The following is a 17,763-nucleotide window of genomic DNA, read 5'->3' on the forward strand; positions in this document are numbered from 1 at the left end:
AAGTTTAAACATCCGCTTTTTGTTTTAAAAAAATAAAAAAAAATCAAACAAAATAACAAAACCCTCTTTATGAGGGTTTTGCTACTGTATAAAAATACTTAATTATTTTGCTTTGGTTCAGGCTTAGGTAACAGAACCTTGCGCGATAGCTTCAGTTTACCTTGCTTATCTACGTCAAGCAGTTTAACCCTTACTTCGTCGCCTATCTGGAAGATGCCATCCATCGTTTCAATACGGCGGTGATCAATTTCAGATATGTGCAGCAACCCATCTTTACCTGGCATAATTTCAACAAACGCACCGAAAGGCATAATTGATTTTACTTTACCTTCGTAAATTTCACCAACTTCTGGTTTTGAAGCGATGGCGCGGATGCGGCCCAACGCTGCGTCGATAGAAGCCTTGTTATCGGCAAATACCTGAACGATACCCTGGTTGTCTTTTTCCTCGATAGAGATGGTAGCGCCTGTTTCACGTTGCATTTCCTGGATGATCTTACCACCGGGCCCGATAACTGCACCAATAAATTCTTTATCAATTTTAATGGTAACGATACGCGGAGCATGTGGTTTGTAGTCGGCACGTGCCTCGGTAATGGTTTTAGCCATTTCGCCAAGGATATGTAAACGGCCATCTTTAGCCTGGTTTAACGCGTTGGTTAATACTTCGTATGAAAGGCCGTTGATCTTCAAGTCCATCTGTACAGCAACGATACCGTTTTTAGTACCGGTTACTTTAAAGTCCATATCACCTAAGTGGTCTTCATCACCAAGGATATCAGAAAGGATAGCGTATTTGGTACCCATTTCGTTGGTGATCAAACCCATCGCGATACCTGATACAGGCTCTTTAATTTTAACACCAGCATCCATAAGCGCCAGTGTACCAGCACAAACTGTAGCCATTGAAGAAGAACCGTTTGATTCCAAAATATCAGAAACTACACGGATAGTGTATGGGTTTTCATCTTCGGATGGCAATACCTGTTTCAATGAACGCATAGCCAGGTTACCGTGGCCAATTTCACGGCGGCCGGCACCCCTGTTAGGCCTAACTTCGCCGGTTGAAAAACCAGGGAAATTGTAGTGTAACAGGAATTTTTGGTAACCGTTAATGAACGCACCATCAATCATTTGCTCGTCATCCTTAGCACCTAAGGTAACGGTAGTTAATGATTGTGTTTCGCCGCGGGTAAATATCGCCGAACCGTGAGCCGATGGCAAATAACCTACTTCGCTCCATATCGGGCGGATCTGGGTAGTAGTACGGCCGTCTAAACGTTTGCCTTCGTCTAATACAAGGTTACGGATAGCATCGTATTCTACATCATGGTAATATTTTTTAGCAAGGCTTTTAGTAATATCATCTATCTCACCTAAGGTTTCGATATAGGCGTCACGCACTTCTTTAAACTTAGCACTCCGCTCTTCTTTTGCAGATGCAGCAGAAGCAATGGAGTAAACCTGATCATAAGTAGCAGCGTAGATAGCTTTTTTCAAGTCCTCATTGCTATGCTCATGGCTGTAAACACGTTTTTCGGTTTTACCAACTTCAATGGTCAGTTCTTTTTGAGCTAAACATTGCAGTTTGATAGCAGTGTGGGCAAACTTGATGGCTTCAACCAATTCAGCTTCCTGAATTTCTTTTGATTCGCCTTCAACCATGTTGATATCGTGCTCGCTGCCTGCAACAATAAATTCTAAAGTTGCATTTTCAAGCTGGCTTAAAGTAGGGTTAATTACTAACTGCCCGTCAATTTTAGCAACACGTACCTCAGAGATTGGACCGTTAAAAGGTATATCAGATACAGATAAAGCTGCAGATGCTGCCAAACCGGCCAACGCATCGGGCATAATATCTTTATCGGCAGATATCAAGGAGATCATCACTTGTGTATCAGCGTGATAATCTTCAGGGAATAAAGGACGTAAAGCACGGTCAACCAAACGGGAGATCAAAACCTCATAGTCTGATAAACGGGCCTCGCGGCGTAAAAAACCACCCGGGATACGGCCTGTTGCAGCGTATTTTTCCTGGTAGTCAACAGATAAAGGCAAGAAGTCAACTCCTTCTTTAGCTTCAGGCGACGATACAACAGTAGCCAATAACATGGTGTCACCCATTTTTATCACTACCGAACCATCCGCTTGTTTGGCCAGTTTACCTGTTTCGATCTCAATGGTGCGTCCGTCGCCCAGATCAATAACTTTTTTAATTACGTTTAAACTCATCTTTTTTTGTTTGTGATGCACTTTTCATCTTCGGGAGCGCATCGGATTTTATGTGTGTAAATATATGTTGCAAAAGTAAAAAAGCCATCCTAAAATGGGGATGGCTTTTAAATAAAAAAGGAGAGAATTACTTAATGATATCCCTTAGCTGTAAAGCTTTGATGATAGCACGGTACCTTTCAATGTCTTTATTATACAGGTAAGCAAGTAACGCACGACGTTTACCTACTAATTTTTGTAGCGATAATTGAGTTGAAAAATCCTTTTTGTTTTTTTTCAAATGCCCTGTTAAGTGAGCAATACGAGTAGTAAATAATGCTACCTGACCTTCGGCCGAACCTGTGTCAGCTGCTGATTTACCGTGTTTTGCAAAGATCTCTGCCTTTGCTTCTTTACCTAAATACATTACTTGAATAATATTAAAGCGTTAACTATTTTATTAATTGTGGGTGCAAAGATAGTGATTAATTATGCAAAAGCAAGGGGCAGAATGATTTGTTTTTGGAGGTTTGGTCAGCGGTTGATTGAGTGGATTAAGTGAGTGGTTGTTATTGTCTGAACTCGAATTTATGGAGTTAAGGGAATTTATAGAATTTGCAATTACTCTGTCTATTCTTTAAATTCCATAAAGTGGGGCTCAGACGTAATAAATTCGAAATTGAAAATCCCAACTCCGAAATCAATTTATACTACCAACAGCCAACCATCAAAACAACAAATACTCCCCTGCCTTGCCATACTTCTCCAGTTGCCTGATACCCGTACTGGAGATGTGTTCAAATTCCATATCACAAAAAATGGCTGTTACACTGATGTTTTTACCGCCTAATTCTTGAAGATAGCGGTATTGGTTCAGTTCATATTGCAGATCGGAGCCATTTCTTAATCCGCGGATGATGGTAACATCGTAATTCAGGGTATCCACAAATTCGGTAAGCAGGCCTTCGTAAGTTTCAGTTTGCCTGTATCTTAATATTTCCGGCAATTCGTATGTGGCTTTATCTTTACCTGGGTTAATACCACGGGCTATAATCACCTTATCAAAAATTCGCTCGGCCTTTTGGAGTATATTATAATGCCCTTTGTGGAATGGATTAAAGCTCCCCGGATATACTGCTATACGGGGTTTAAAGTTTTCTACATAGTCTATTAAATAATCCAGGGCCGGGTTATCAACACTTTGTTGCAGGCTCTTTAAAACATCTATCCGCTTCTCACGGTAAACCTTATGATCGACAAACTGAAACTCTTTAAAAATCTGTTGCTCATAAGTCAGCAATTTTTCAAATGGCTGTTTTAAGATATTAAGATCGGCTGCGCTGAAAATCTCTGACAATGCCGAGCCCGGCTTGTGATGTTTGGTATCGAGGATAATATCTGTTACAAGAGCTTTGAGCGCTCCATCCCCCGTAAACGTTTCGTTAAAATATCTCGCCGAATCCTCTTCGTTTGTGCCGGATCTCGGATCGTAAATGATATCATGGAAAATTGTAGCCAGCAATAATACATCATTATCACTGTAGCCCCGGTTCTCTAATTGTTGCCATACATCGTCCAGATGCTCAAGGGTGTGGTAAAACCGATGGGGCTCCCGGTAATGGTTTAACACTACTGGATCAACCCCTAACCTTGCCAATCGCTCAGCTTTTTCAATGACTTTCATAAGCGTTGAATTGCACGTAATTATACGAAGTGCCTTACATTATAACAAACGTTATCTCTTAATCAACCATTCACCTGATCAACCCAATCAACCACTCACTAAACCTATTACTTCCCTTCTGTCCAGCTTTTAAAAATGGCGGCCTGCAGCGGATCCGGATTAGGCAACGGCTTGATCTTGAATGATTTTTCGCGTTTCTTACCGAGCGTTACATCTATATCTCTTGTTTCGCCGTTTTTTAAAACGGTAAACTTCACCACATCGCCTTCTTTACCGTTATCCAGTGCTTTCACCAAAGCTTCCGGATTAGCGGTCTCGCCATTAACCTTCAAAATAACACTGCGCCCACGAATGCCTGCATTCCAGGCAGGTGATTGATAAGCTACCGTGGTAACGCGCATGGAATCCCGCACCTGACGCATGTTTAGCCCGGCCCAGGCATTAGAAACTGTGGTCGTAGCGGTATCTACAGCTAAACCGCCTAAGGCGAAATATTTTGGATAATCAGGCGGTTTAACGGTGGATGCATATTCAAACACTTCTGTTAACGGCACACCCGCCATTTTCTCGCACTCATTCCTGAACTCCTGCTCTGTAAAGCCGCGATTTAGCTTTTTGTAATATTTGTAATAAAGCAGGCGCATTACATCATCAAGCGTTTTTTTATTTTGCGTTGCATGGCGGATGCTGAAATCAAGCATCAAGCCCAAAATCGGCCCTTTATCGTAGTATGAAATGGTTTTATTAAAATCGTCGCCCTGCCTGCCGTTAGGCCCGTCGTCCCAGGTGTTGTAACTGGCCTGTGTCGCCGATTGATACAAATGTCCCGGCTCATTTTCGTAGTTACGCAGGTTGTTTTGAAAATCGCCAAACATATCTTCATTATTCATTAAATCCGCATGTCTGGTGATCATATACTCATAATAAACGGTAAAGCCCTCTGATACCCAAAGCATATTGGTGTGGTTCTCTTTGGAATAATCAAACGGCCCAAGCTCCACCGGCCTGATGCGTTTAACATTGTAATGATGAAAATACTCATGCGCTATAAAATTATACAGCTTTTTACGGGCTTCGGGTGTATTAAATCCTTCGCCGCCGCTGAAGCTTAACGAGGTTGAGTTTAAGTGTTCGATACCGCCACCGCCGGCGCCTATTGATAGAAAGGTATAATGTGTATAAGGTATTTCGCCTATGATGTTGCTGCCCGTCACTACTATCTTTTTCAGGTCGTCCATAAACGCCTGCCTGTCAAAAGCAGGCAACTTATAACCGATAAAGTTGTGTGGTTTATTCTGCACGCTGAAAGGCGGCAAAACTTCCAGTTCGCCCATTAAAAATGGGCTGTCATAAAGCACGTCAAAATCGGCAGCTTTGTAAACATGGTATTGTCCTTTCAAGGTATCCAAGCCTGTTGCTACCAGATCACTCCATTTGCTGTAGGGCTTCATTTTGATGGTAACCGGATGGCGTAATTCCTGGTCGAGGTACATGAACAGGCCTCCGGGGGTAATGTAGCCTCTTGTTTCGTCAAGATAAACGTTGCCTACAAACGGCACAACCGCTTTAACATCGTACGAGATCTTTACATCGCCGGCCGAAGGGTTAATAACTTTCCAGGTATCCTTAGTGGGCTTATCAAATTTAAGCGAATTGCCTTTTGCATCGGCAACAGTAAAATTTTGTACAGCTCCGGCAAAATTGATTAGTTGGTAATAGCCCGGCGTCCAAACGCACATCTTAAAATCAAGCGTTTTGAGGTGGGTTTTATTGGTCAACTCAACATGATACAAATGTTCGGCCGCCTTTTCCATTGACACCGAATATTGCATATTAACAGGTTGCTGAGCCCAAACACCGGCACAAAAAAACAGGCAAAATGACAGGGTTAAATTAGATAGTGATTTCATTATCTGCTTGGGTTTTGCCGAATATAATAAACAGCGATTTATTTATTTCACCAATCACCGGAAATTAGCCCGAAAAACACCTGTATTTATCCCCCGGAGATAAATTTTACCAAATGTTTTAGCCAAAGAAAAACAGGTTATGCCCAGCTTATTTCCCGGATAAACTACTCCTTGGGCAATCCATAATTACTCCCGTCGCCCCTGCACAAATACCCTTGTACTGAGCAGGACTATTACCGACATTAATAATATTTTTTTCATGATAGATTAACTTCACTTCTGATTGTCGTAATACAAAGCAGCCGCACCTATGATACCGCTGTTTTCCAGTTCCGAGATCTCGATTTTTATACGTTCAAGCGTTTTTGAATAGGCAAAGGTTTTCACCTGCTGCCACATGGTATCTTTAAAATACTCAAAGGCCTGGCTTACCGATCCGCCTAAAATAATCAGTTCGGGATCATAAGCATACATGATCATTTTTACGGCATTCCCTACATGGTTTCCTAATTCGGCATACAGCTCCAATGCCCTCTCTTTGCCGGCCTGCGCATCTTTAAATACCTGTACGCCATTCAGTCCGTACAAATTGCTAAAGAATGAGCCGCTGCAATAATACTCAAGGACGTTATCGATATAGGGAAAAAGACCTATCTCACCGGCACCGCAATTATGGCCTGCGTACAGTTTGCCATTGGCAATAATGCCAGTACCAAGCCCGGTGCCCAGGGTTACGCCAACCATGCTATCGGCACCCTTTCCCTTTCCAAAATATAACTCACCTACGGCAAAACAATTGGCGTCATTATTTACATGTACCGGGATGTCGTATCGCTCCTGCATCAGTTTTTTCAGGTGTACTTCCTTCCATGAGGGAATATATTGCACATCATAAACAATACCTTCAACTACATCAACCACGCTGGGCACGCCTATGCCTATGGCGCTGGCCTTATCGTTTTGCAGCAGGGCATCAACAACGGCATAAATATCGTTCAGCACATCTTCTACACTGCCGTCGCTTTTTATCCGTTGCGATATGATATTACCGATGATGTTATTATTAACCACCGCACCGCGGATATTGGTAGCACCCAGATCAATGCCTATAACTTTTATATTGCTCATTTATTTACTATGCTTTATTATCAAAAATAGTTTTATTGGTAACCAGCGGTTTAGCCCCAAAGCCTATACTAAGCATGTAACCGAATGTAAAATGGTTTTCTCATTATACTTTTGAACAAGCATGCTCGACGGGATTGATATAACCCCATAGGCAATAAAAAACGCAAAGGGCAATCCCCCTGCCATTACATCGCTCGGCTTGAAATCCTTAATAAACTCCGGAGATAACGACCAGATAATATCGCTTAAAAATGAAATAACAAAAAATGTTAGCGTGATAAGCGTTACGATGTAGTAGTTTTTCTTCATCAATTGGAGGTGTATGGTTTTTGATTCGGTATAACCTAATATCGTTAAAAATCCTTTGGCGGAATAATTTTCCAAAAACTTACTTAAATTGTACGCTTCCTTTTTAACTATTTAAAAAGTTTAAAGTAATATCCTGTTAACTTAATTCAATCAAAACATTTAGGGTACATGAACGTGTTAATGGAACAAATACCTGCTATATGACCCCAAAAAAAGAAAAAGAGCTTACTTATATCGAAAAAGTATGGCACACTGTTGCTATTGTTGCCTTATTGGTTGTAGTGATACTGATAGCCCGGGTGGCTTTTAACGTACTGCTCATGGTACTTTCAGGCGCGCTGATCGCGACTTATTTTCATGGCCTTGGCGACCTGATAGAGCGCAATACCAAAATGCCCCGGCGGTATGCCATGATCATATCTGTAGTTGGTTCATTTTTAATTGTAGCCGGCTTGTTTTATTTAATGGGCACAACCATACAGCACCAGATAACTTTACTTAAAGATACACTCCCGCATACGATTAATAATTTTAAGGCTAAGCTGGCTTCAAACCCAACGGGGCAGCAAATACTTGATTATTTTTCGGGCGATAATGATCCCGATAAAGTTGTGGTTACGGTACAGCATTTTTTCAGCACCAGCTTTGGCGTGCTGGGTGATATTTATATCATACTGTTCCTGAGTATTTTTTTTACTACCAATCCCGATGTTTATAAAAATGGCATTTTAATGCTGCTATCAGATCAAAAAAAACCTTTGGGACAGGATATTATCGACAGGATCAGTCTTTCATTAAAAGGCTGGATTAAAGGGATGCTGCTCTCTATGGTATTATTGGGCTTGCTGCTTACCACGGGCTTAAGCATTATGGGAATTCCGGCAGCATTGATATTAGCCTTATTTGCAGGCATGTTAAAGATCATCCCCAACCTGGGTTCGGTTATAGCCATGATACCGGGTGTATTACTTGCCCTTACCGTGGGCACAAATACAGCTATTATAGTGGCGCTCATTTATGTTGTATCGCAAACCATAGTGAGCAATATCGTAGTGCCCATAGTACAAAACCGTATGATCAACCTGCCTCCCGCGCTTACCATCATCAGCCAGGTGGTTATGGGAACGCTTTCGGGGGTACTGGGCATCATATTGGCAGTTCCTATTGTGGCCATCATTGTGATTTTGGTTGATGAATTATATGTTAAAAAACTTGGCGATGCCGAGGTAATAGCGCATTAAGGAATATGCCCTCATCAAAAAAATCGATATATAGCGCACTTATTGCCAACCTGCTCATAGCAGTAACCAAATTTATAGCGGGCGTTATAGGCCGAAGCGGATCTATGATCTCCGAAGGGATTCACTCGGTAGTGGATACCGCTAACGAATTGCTACTATTGCTTGGTCTGCACCGGGCACGCAAAGAGCCCGATAAAACCCACCCTTTTGGCTACGGTAAGGAGCTGTATTTCTGGTCGTTCATTGTATCTATCATGATATTTGGCCTGGGCGGAGGGTTATCCATTTACCAGGGCATATTACATATCCGCGAACCCCAACCCCTTGGCGATCCTACGATGAGTTATATCGTTTTGGGATTATCCGTCATATTTGAAGGCTCATCGCTCATCATCGCCCTGAGAGAATTTAACGCCATAAGGGGTGATCAAACCTGGTGGGACGCCGTAGTTAAAAGCAAAGACCCATCAAACTTTTTAGTGATGTTTGAGGATAGTGCAGCCGTTGCAGGGCTTTTTATTGTTGGCATTTGCATGTTCCTGAACCATCGTTACCACCTTCCCGTGCTTGACGGTATAGCATCATTATTGGTTGGATTGATATTGGTTGGTGTTTCGGCCATATTAGCCCGGGAGAGCAGGAGTTTGCTTATGGGCGAAGGCATTTCGTCTGAATCGCGGACTAAGATAAGCACCCTCGTTGAACAGGACAATGCTGTTTTAAAGGTGATGCACATGCTGTCAACCTATCAATCGCCCGATGAAATTATTTTGATGCTGATAGTAGCTTTTAAAGATGATCTGAATACCGAACAAATCAACGAAGCTATAGGCCGGATCCGGGATTGTATTAAGCAGGAGTTTAGTTTGGTGCGCTTTGTGTTGGTACAACCCGAAACATTTTCGGCAGAAATTACTGAAACAGGCAGCGTACTTTAATTGTATATTAGCTATTGATAACAAACACCTATCTCATGGAAGAACAAAAATTTCATTACGCAACGGTAACCGAAGCTATAACCAAATTAAAAGAACAGGGCTATACCCATGAATTTAGCCTGGAAGGTGACCATCTTAAGGCAGGCGCGGAAAACTTCCCGGTAAAAGAATTTGAAATAGTGGACCTGTACCGCTACGAAGGCCCCTCCGACCCTGCCGATGAGGCTATTGTTTACGCCCTTGCTTCAGCGGAAGGTGTTAAAGGTACGCTGGTAACGGGCTACGGGATCTCGACAGATGAGGCGACTATCGAAACGCTAAAGAATTTACATTATAAGTATCAGAAGGGCCGGCAATAGTCTGGCCCTTTAATAGTACCAACTTCACTTCCAACGCACATTTCGGCCTTAGCTTTAAAGGAAGGCAGCCATCGGGAATAGTAAATTGACCGAAAGAAAGAGGGATTATTTTAAATACTCTTCGTAATATTTTGTTATCAGCACCTGCTCATGAAACGTCGTTCGGATAATTTCGCGGCCATGCTTGCGGATGTGATCTAATTTTTGCTTTGCAAGGTGAGCTTCGTTCAGCTTTTCGACAATGTCGACAGTATCTAATGTACAAACCCAGCCCAGGTTGTTTTCGCCAACAAAATCGGAAAGACCTACATTTTCGGAAACTAAAACAGCAGTACCCATATGCAGCGATTCAACCACCACATTCGCGAAGTTTTCATTAAAGGAGGTGAGGACACACAGGTCAGACTGGTTAAGGCGTTCAAATTTCTCCTCCCGATTCACCCAGCCTGTCCAGTCAATTTTTGAAGCTATATTTAACTCAGTTGCAAGTTGTTTCAATTGCTGTATATATGCTTCCCCGCCGTCGCCGGCAATAACAAGTTTCAGGTTAAAAGAAAGCTTGCTTATAGCAGTAAAAAGTTTTTCAAGTCCTTTTTTATGATGAATGCGCGACATAAAAATAGCCGTGAAGTATTCATTGCGGGGCTCCTTTATTTCGATATCAGGTAATGATAAAATATTAGGTAATACAAAGCCCTGCCAGCCCGGAATCAACTTCCTGCACTCCATATATTCGGATTGCGCGGTAGCGTGCAGCACGCATTTCTTTAAAATTTTACGACCACCTAATTTATGGATCAATTTTTTGTAGCTGTTGTTCCCGCTTTCAAATACGTACCCGCTTAGCATGCCGCGGGGCGCCAAAATAACCTTGGCTTTACTGAACAAGGCGATCCATGCAGCAATTACGTTTAAAATACTCCACCACGAATGAATATGGATCACATCATAGTGGTTGGCAGTTTTAACAAGCCTGCGCCATAATGCCGGACTAACGTGCGTATGATCACCGGTGATCCGTTTAAAATAAATCACATTAACCCCTTCAACATTCGTTTTAGCTCCGGGTATTACATCCAGTTCGTTTTTACCATTAGCGGTAGTGGTAAAAACGTCAACAACATGCCCATTAGCTGCTAATCCCTCGCAAAGCCGAGATACAGATTCAGTTGGACCTCCGTAGCCGTAAGCGGGTTTATAAGCAGGTATAATGTGCAGTATTTTCATAAAACATCATTAGCAATATGAGATTGCAAATATGCATCCGCGGAGGAATTATTTAGCCTCCTACAATTTTAAACCTAAAATTAACGAGGTATAAGCGGAGCAGGCAAATCCCGAAGGAAACCAACGGTACTAACTCTCAAAGATTACTACGCTCCCCGCCGGGACGAAGTAAAAATAAAAAATGTTTAACGCCGCAGCTCAATTAAAAAGAAGCAGAGTTAAACATTTTTTATCAGACCTTAATATTTTCAACCGGCAACTTTGGTTTGGACGGATTTAAAATTAACATCGTATAATACCATGCTATCTTCTATCACCTGATGGCCGTAACTTACCCCCATCCAGCGTTCAACAGTTACATTTTTGCCTTCCAAAACCTTGTAATCTTTAAAAAAGCACTCAATCTCTTTAATAGTATGCGGCGGTAATTCGCTTAAATCATTTATATAATTAACCGACATATCATTATTAGCAACAGCGATAATTTTATCATCCTGCTGGCCATTATCAATCATATGCATTACCCCAATCACCTTTGCTTCAATAATAGACATCGGAAAAACATCAACAGAGCATATAACTAAAATATCAAGCGGATCCTCGTCATCGCAATAGGTTTGAGGGATAAATCCATAATTAGCCGGATACATTACAGAAGAAAAAAGCACACGGTCTAATTTTAAAAGTCCGGATTCTTTATCAATCTCATATTTAGCTTTTGAGCCCTTGGGAATTTCAATAACGGCGTTTACAACATAGGGAATTTTCGGCCCGGTTGAAACTTCATGCCATGGATGCTGTGTATTCATTGGTAGCAATTCAATATTTTGGTTATTTTTTTATGAAAGTACCAACAATTTACCGATTCGATTAAAATATCTTCATTTTATTTCAATTCACTTTATTACCCAAATGCATCAAAGAGCTTGTTACCGTTCAGTTTCAATGGTTTACGGCTCTTATAAAAATGCAGGCGGTATGCATGCTTTTGGTACATACCACTACTGCAAACTAACATAATAAACCAGCAATCAATAAACCACAAAGGCAGGCTACGGGTTTAACTCAGTGATCTGCCAATGTAAAAGTATATGGTTATAAACCATTTTTTATCCATAACTGTTATTTAATGATCAACAACCAGCCTTTGCCTTTTTCAACCGGGATCCTGTCATTCAAGCCAAATGTTTTAGCCGGCTGATAACTTTTTATTTCGGGAGCAGTAATTGTTGCTTTGGCAGGGTCGATGCCTAATTTTTTCCAGTCGATATTTAACTGAAAATCGATATCAGCATCTTCCCAGCTGGCAACAGCCACCATAGCTGCACCATCTTTTTTGTAAACTGTTGCTATAACTTTGGCCTTATCAGTTTTCACCGGGTTATCATCAACCCAGTAACCGATCATTTTTGTGCCCTTCATACCAAAATTATCCCAGGCTTTCCAGATCGGGCGGGGATCGGCACCATCGCTCCATGGCATACGGTTGGTCATGCCGTAAACCATGCCACGCCATTTATTACCGCCGCCTTGCAACATCTCGCCCATTAAACCAAATGGAATCCCACTCACTTCGGTCAGGAAGAAATCAGGATCATTTTTTTCATAATCGAAGTATTCACCAAACCATAAACGGTTCAGGTAAGGAAAATGCTCCATGTACAGGTTAGCGCTGTTATTGAACCCGTCGCTTTTGTTGTACTGATTAGCAGAGTGCAGGTCAATAATACCCGGGTGACCATCTTTGGTTAATACGCGTTTGATACGTTTCATAGTAACGCGGTCAAAAGCCACATCATCCAGGTAAATACCGTCGATGCCTACGTTTTGGGTTAGCCAGTTCATGCCTTCCACGTAGTAATTGTGCCAGCGGTTCATACCGCTGTTGATAATGGCCGCATCTTTAATTTCGGGTACAAACCATGCGGCTATGTAATCATCGCCCACATGTTCCTGTAGCCAGCTAAAGCCTCCACCCTTACCCGGCGAATAGATCTCATGCCCCAAGCTGCGTAAGGCAAAAGTCTCATAAGCATGGTTTGACAGCTCACGAATGGTATTATAGATCTTCACTTTTAAACCCGCAGCATGGGCCGAATCATCATAGGCCTTCATTTTTTTCCAGGCGATGAACGGATAGTTGATGGTTGGATTTATTGCTGTGGCGTGGTGAATATTGATAAGCGTTGCTCCCGCGCTTTTAATGGTATCAATAGGCTTATACGCATGATAAAATCTTGTTGCCCACTGAAAATCGGTATTGATGGTATGGAAAGGCGTTATCAATAAAGTAAAGTTATAATAAAGCTCATCCCCTTTTTTCAGGTCGCGCTCGCCGCTGTAATTATTGGCCAATACCGCTTTACCGTCAAATGCTACTTTAATACCACCTTTGTTATCGTTACCCCATGAAGTTGGTAACAACAAAGGTTTTTGCAGGTAGAAATTAGTATTCAGCGGACGGACATATTTCTCATCCCTTAACGAATACTGCAAGCCGCCGTTCACATTGCCTATCCAGGCACCATCCTGATTTTTATGGGCTACATCCCATTTCCATTCAAAGTTTTCAGGACGGTAGCCGCCTTTTTGACCCAGGCCCATCATGTATTTGGCAAAATCCTTTTTAAAAGGGATATGCATGGTAATATCTTTCAGGCTAACATCCTGCAGGGCTTTTACTTTTACGGCATAAGCCATAAAGCCATCAAACTCCAATGAGGCAGTTACATCCATTTGTAAACTATCATTGGCGCTTATTGCCGTCCACTGAATTGTTCCTGCTTCTTTTTTGGTGAACTGCACGCCCTGGCTTTTCAGGTTTATCTTTTTTCCGGCAGCGTTGATAAAATGAAAGTGAATGCCCTCGGTAAGCAGGTTGTTAGGTGCTGCAGCATACTCGGTCATTTCGGGCGTGAAGTAGGTTTGGATCTGTTTGGGGAAACCATCCTTATTCACCTCAACCTTGCGGCCTAACAAGCTTATGGTATTACCGCTAACTTCAAGCGGGGTATATGGCGCGATAACCGTATTTTGCTGTGCCATGGTTGAGTTTAACCAACCCAGGCGGGTCATTTTATAAGGTTCGCTTACACCGCCATTTTTTGATATTTTGCTATTTACTTTAACCGATAAAGCAATTGTTTTTGCCGGTTTCCCGTTGATACTGATGGTAGCTTTACCTGTATAAACCGAAGGAAGAACTGCGGTAGGAACATTCACGCCACACCATAACGCCTGGATATCACCTTTAGCTACATTTACAACCTTAGTAAGTGGCTTGGCATCATAAGTGGTACCGCCGGTATTAATGCAAAACAATGCTGATGCCGGAATAACTTTTCCGGTGGCAGGTTTCAGATCGCTGAATGTTACCTGTACATTTTCGATATTTTGCAATGCGTAAATACCCAGCTGAAATGCAAAGTTTTCGCCGCGGGAGGCCTCGCCGGTGTACTTGCTTTGCGGACCAAGCTCTATCCAACGCTGCGGCAGATCTTTGATCATGCGAATGGAGTTCATCCTGTCTTCCGGGAAAACTAAAAATGCTTCTGCTTTATGTTTACTAATCAACGCTTCAGTTTCTGCTTTAGTAGCAATCACCTCCATCGGGTAAAAACTATTAAAAGCATCTACAGACTGATATTCTTTTACCGAAGCTAAAGGTACTTTACTACTCACTGCATCAAGCCATTCGGCCGAAGCTGTATTTTCAGGTTTTAGATAAACGCCCTTGGGATAATTGGAACGGCCTTCATTTTTATAAGGCATGTAATACACAAAATAAGTACCCTTGCCCGATGTTGGCTCAAAATACAATTCGCCACTTTCTCGGTTTACTGTACCGATTTTTACGTTGGTAACCTTTTGTTTGGTTTTTGCATCCTGAATAATGATCCGCTTATTTTCGGGCTCATTATCCCTGCGCCGCCAGTTGATTATTGCTTTAGCCACTTTTCCTGTACCGTTAAAGGTTAACACTACACGATGGTTACCCAAAGAATCGGCCAGCCAGCATTTATCGCAATTAGTATAAGGCACTTTTTGTGCCGAAGCAGCAAAGCCCGATAAAAGGAAAGTGAGCGCTAAAAATTGTTTTTTCATGAAATAAATTTAGTCAGTCTTTTTATAATAAAAAGTATGTCATTGCGTAGCGCGGCTATCGCGCGGCCGTTCTGTATTGCAAATATGTCATTGCGAGCGCAGCGTGGCAAACTCGTAGCAAATGCATATCGAAGATGCATAACTACGAGATTGCTTCGTCGTCCCTCCTTATAATGACATATTTTTTTGAGGGGAATGGCGCTATTTTTAAATAGCCGGTGTAATCCCCTTGCCTTCCCAATAATCAATGATCGGCTTGTACGGCCCGTATTTGTGCTGTTGTTCAGAAAAAGGATCTTTAAAAGGCCCTTTATCATAATCAATCGCTTTTTCTTCATAATGCGGATAATCAACCTCTTTAGTAGTCTTAGGCAACGGGCGTTTATGCTTTTTATCGTCGTTAACAAAAGCGGCAATATCAAGCGCTTCAGCATCAGTCAGGAAAGGCTTGCCTTCGGCAGTTTTATCATAAGGCATATTACCCTTTAACCATTGCGCCAGTTTAACCACACGGTGCATGCTTGAACCCGGACGGTACGCCAACAATCCCCATACCGGTGGATATTCGTAAGTTACATTGTCAAAACGCATTTTGCCTTCGCCGTTTTTGGCGTGGCAGCGCTCGCAGTTTTGCGCGTATAGCACTTCGCCCCTGTCTGATGATGCCGCAACATCCGGCAGTTCGACTTCCATATTCTTTAACCCTTTGGTAGTTTTAGATATGTTTGACGAATCACTCAAAAACTTCAGGTAAGCCATGATCGAGATCATCTCCTTTCCATCCAACGGCAATGGTTTGCCCAGGTTAGGACGCATTACGCAATTGTTGATGCGCTCGGCCAAAGATAAGATCCTGCCCTCTCTTGCCCTGTACTGCGGATAATCACGAAACGACCTAACCAAATTAAAAGCGTATGGTCTTGTACCTGCATCACGGTGGCAATTGGTACAATTCATTTTATTGCCGGTGTAATGGCCGTTAACACCTTCGGGGCCAATATAGTATGCGGTATGCAGCATCAGTTCGCGACCATAGCGCACCGCATCGCCGTATTTACCGCCGGGCATTTTGGCGGTATCTACAGAAACCAGGTTATTCACAGCCGCCGAATCAGCTTTATTCGCCTCTTCGGCTTTGCTCCCGCTGCATGAAACTAACTGGACAATGCTCGCCAAAGCGACTAACAACATCAGCAAAGCTATATATTGATATTTCTTTTTCATTTTTAATTATTCTGGTTTTAAAAATGGATCAAGTTGTTTGTATTTGATAAAGCCGGCACGGTAAGTTGGAACCGATGTTTCCATCGTCCATTGCAAAACGCCTTTATCATTTGCCAGCACCACAATATGCCTTTTGGAGCAACATACCAATGTGGTTGTATCATTGATCATATAGGCACTGCCCATACGTCCGTTAAAAATTTCTTTAGGTAGTTTAATGTGCATGGCAATGGTTGACGTTTGATTTTTCTCATCAATTTTCATTGCATACACGCCTGACTGGTGTTTCTCCACTCCATTATCAAAAAACATCAGATTGCCCTGTTTATTGATATGGGCGGCATGGGCCTGGGTAAAGTTGCAATCGGCAGGCATGGCTATGGTACCGCCTTTACCAAACTTGTAGATAATCTTACCATCGCGCGAGTTAATTTTCCAGATCTGCCCGTTGTTGTAGAACGACATCAGGTAATTGCCATCTGTATCATAGCTGAGACTGTTGGCATGCATCCAGTCTTTTTTAGTTTTCAGGATTTTAGGATCTTTCAACGGATCCATCACATCAAACACGCTCCACTTATAAAGCTGCTTGCCGGCTTTATCCATTACCATAATGCCATCTCCGTTAACCGTATCCTGTTTACTTCCCCCTACCGATGTGAGATCCATGATTTTTTTATCAACAAAAATAGTTACCAGCTGGCCTTTATTATTCTTCAGGATTTCGTGATGAATGGTTTGCCTGAAATCGCCTTGCCCTTTGGTGAGGTGCAGTAGCGTATCGCCAAGCATATTGACCTCCAGTATCTCGCTGCCGTAACTGGTAGGCTCGTCATTTCGGCCTAAAATAGAAAGCAGGGTTTTATCTTTTGTAAAATTGATCACTTTAAAACCTAGACTGTCAATCATGTGGTACCACCTGATTTGCCCTTTGGCATCAACCAAAAACGCCACACCAGGCGCATAACGTTTGTTGATAAGCATTAAGCCGTCATTAAACTGTACCGGTAGTGTTGCTTTTGCAGCAGTTTTTGCATGAAACTGCTCCTGCAAAAACAACGGCAGTTGATGCGATTTAAAAGCGTGGGTTTTACTGACAACTGTATCGCCGCCATCTACAGTTACAATATGGTAGGAATAAGTAGTATCAGGCAAAATATTACAAAGCAAAAGCTTATATGACGTGCCGCTGGTGGTAGTAGTCGACCGGTATTTAACCGGCTGCTTACCTTCTATCCAGTATTCGGCATACAGATCAACAGGCTTGCTGGTCATAACATCAAGCTTAATTTTTAGCTTGTTATTATTATACAGGCCTATGTGAATTTCTTTTATGAGATTGCTGCGTGAGCAACCGCAGATGATCGAAACCAACAAACCTGCCGCCAAAACTTTAAACCAATCTTTCATCACTAAAATTTGTAACATC

14 protein-coding genes are annotated in these 17,763 nt (G+C 42.2%); 3 read left to right on the forward strand and 11 right to left on the reverse strand.

The window, feature by feature from the left end:
• Window positions 1-98: 98 nt before the first annotated feature.
• The 6 genes from pnp to DIU38_RS13445 form a co-directional block, all read right to left on the reverse strand.
• On the reverse strand, window positions 99-2,231 hold the full coding sequence (pnp, locus tag DIU38_RS13420; protein WP_112655237.1) for a polyribonucleotide nucleotidyltransferase: 2,133 nt from the start codon (window positions 2,229-2,231) through the stop codon (window positions 99-101).
• Window positions 2,232-2,358: 127 nt separating this feature from the next.
• The gene (gene rpsO, locus DIU38_RS13425; RefSeq protein ID WP_090524765.1) at window positions 2,359-2,637 is read right to left on the reverse strand and encodes a 30S ribosomal protein S15; all 279 of its coding nucleotides are present in this window, start codon (window positions 2,635-2,637) and stop codon (window positions 2,359-2,361) included.
• Between the two features lie 300 nt (window positions 2,638-2,937).
• A complete protein-coding gene (locus DIU38_RS13430; RefSeq protein ID WP_112655239.1) occupies window positions 2,938-3,894 on the reverse strand; it encodes an adenylyltransferase/cytidyltransferase family protein in 957 nt (318 codons plus the stop codon).
• A gap of 107 nt (window positions 3,895-4,001) precedes the next feature.
• Window positions 4,002-5,804 (reverse strand): M61 family metallopeptidase, encoded by a 1,803-nt coding sequence (locus DIU38_RS13435; protein WP_112655241.1) that lies wholly within the window; start codon window positions 5,802-5,804, stop codon window positions 4,002-4,004.
• Between the two features lie 273 nt (window positions 5,805-6,077).
• Entirely contained in the window at window positions 6,078-6,932 is an 855-nt protein-coding gene (locus DIU38_RS13440; protein ID WP_112655243.1) for an ROK family protein, read from the reverse strand.
• A gap of 63 nt (window positions 6,933-6,995) precedes the next feature.
• Window positions 6,996-7,316, reverse strand: coding sequence for a hypothetical protein (locus DIU38_RS13445; protein WP_112655245.1), 321 nt, complete (start codon window positions 7,314-7,316; stop codon window positions 6,996-6,998).
• Between the two features lie 125 nt (window positions 7,317-7,441).
• Here DIU38_RS13445 and DIU38_RS13450 point away from each other — a divergent pair, with 125 nt between their 5' ends.
• From DIU38_RS13450 to DIU38_RS13460, 3 genes are read left to right on the forward strand one after another with little or no spacing between them, the layout of a single operon-like run.
• Complete coding sequence (locus tag DIU38_RS13450; RefSeq protein WP_112655247.1) at window positions 7,442-8,482, forward strand: AI-2E family transporter; 1,041 nt, start codon at window positions 7,442-7,444, stop codon at window positions 8,480-8,482.
• 5 nt (window positions 8,483-8,487) lie between these two features.
• A complete protein-coding gene (locus DIU38_RS13455; protein WP_112655249.1) occupies window positions 8,488-9,420 on the forward strand; it encodes a cation diffusion facilitator family transporter in 933 nt (310 codons plus the stop codon).
• Window positions 9,421-9,455: 35 nt separating this feature from the next.
• Window positions 9,456-9,779 (forward strand): hypothetical protein, encoded by a 324-nt coding sequence (locus DIU38_RS13460; protein ID WP_091168146.1) that lies wholly within the window; start codon window positions 9,456-9,458, stop codon window positions 9,777-9,779.
• Window positions 9,780-9,884: 105 nt separating this feature from the next.
• Here DIU38_RS13460 and DIU38_RS13465 read toward each other — a convergent pair whose 3' ends face one another.
• From DIU38_RS13465 to DIU38_RS13485, 5 genes are all read right to left on the reverse strand, one after another.
• Window positions 9,885-11,006, reverse strand: a complete 1,122-nt coding sequence (locus tag DIU38_RS13465; RefSeq protein WP_112655251.1) for an XrtY-associated glycosyltransferase XYAG1 — start codon at window positions 11,004-11,006, stop codon at window positions 9,885-9,887.
• Between the two features lie 248 nt (window positions 11,007-11,254).
• Window positions 11,255-11,815, reverse strand: a complete 561-nt coding sequence (locus DIU38_RS13470) for an inorganic diphosphatase (protein WP_112655253.1) — start codon at window positions 11,813-11,815, stop codon at window positions 11,255-11,257.
• A gap of 313 nt (window positions 11,816-12,128) precedes the next feature.
• Window positions 12,129-15,110, reverse strand: a complete 2,982-nt coding sequence (locus DIU38_RS13475; protein ID WP_112655255.1) for a glycoside hydrolase domain-containing protein — start codon at window positions 15,108-15,110, stop codon at window positions 12,129-12,131.
• Between the two features lie 207 nt (window positions 15,111-15,317).
• Window positions 15,318-16,334 carry a c-type cytochrome gene (locus tag DIU38_RS13480; protein ID WP_208057818.1) on the reverse strand — a complete coding sequence of 339 codons (1,017 nt, stop codon included), beginning with the start codon at window positions 16,332-16,334 and terminating at the stop codon, window positions 15,318-15,320.
• A 6-nt stretch (window positions 16,335-16,340) separates the two neighbouring features.
• Window positions 16,341-17,762, reverse strand: a complete 1,422-nt coding sequence (locus tag DIU38_RS13485) for an aryl-sulfate sulfotransferase (protein WP_112655257.1) — start codon at window positions 17,760-17,762, stop codon at window positions 16,341-16,343.
• Between the last annotated feature and the right edge of the window lies 1 nt (window position 17,763).

The organism is Mucilaginibacter metallidurans (assembly GCF_003286435.2).
Classification (GTDB): domain Bacteria; phylum Bacteroidota; class Bacteroidia; order Sphingobacteriales; family Sphingobacteriaceae; genus Mucilaginibacter; species Mucilaginibacter gossypii.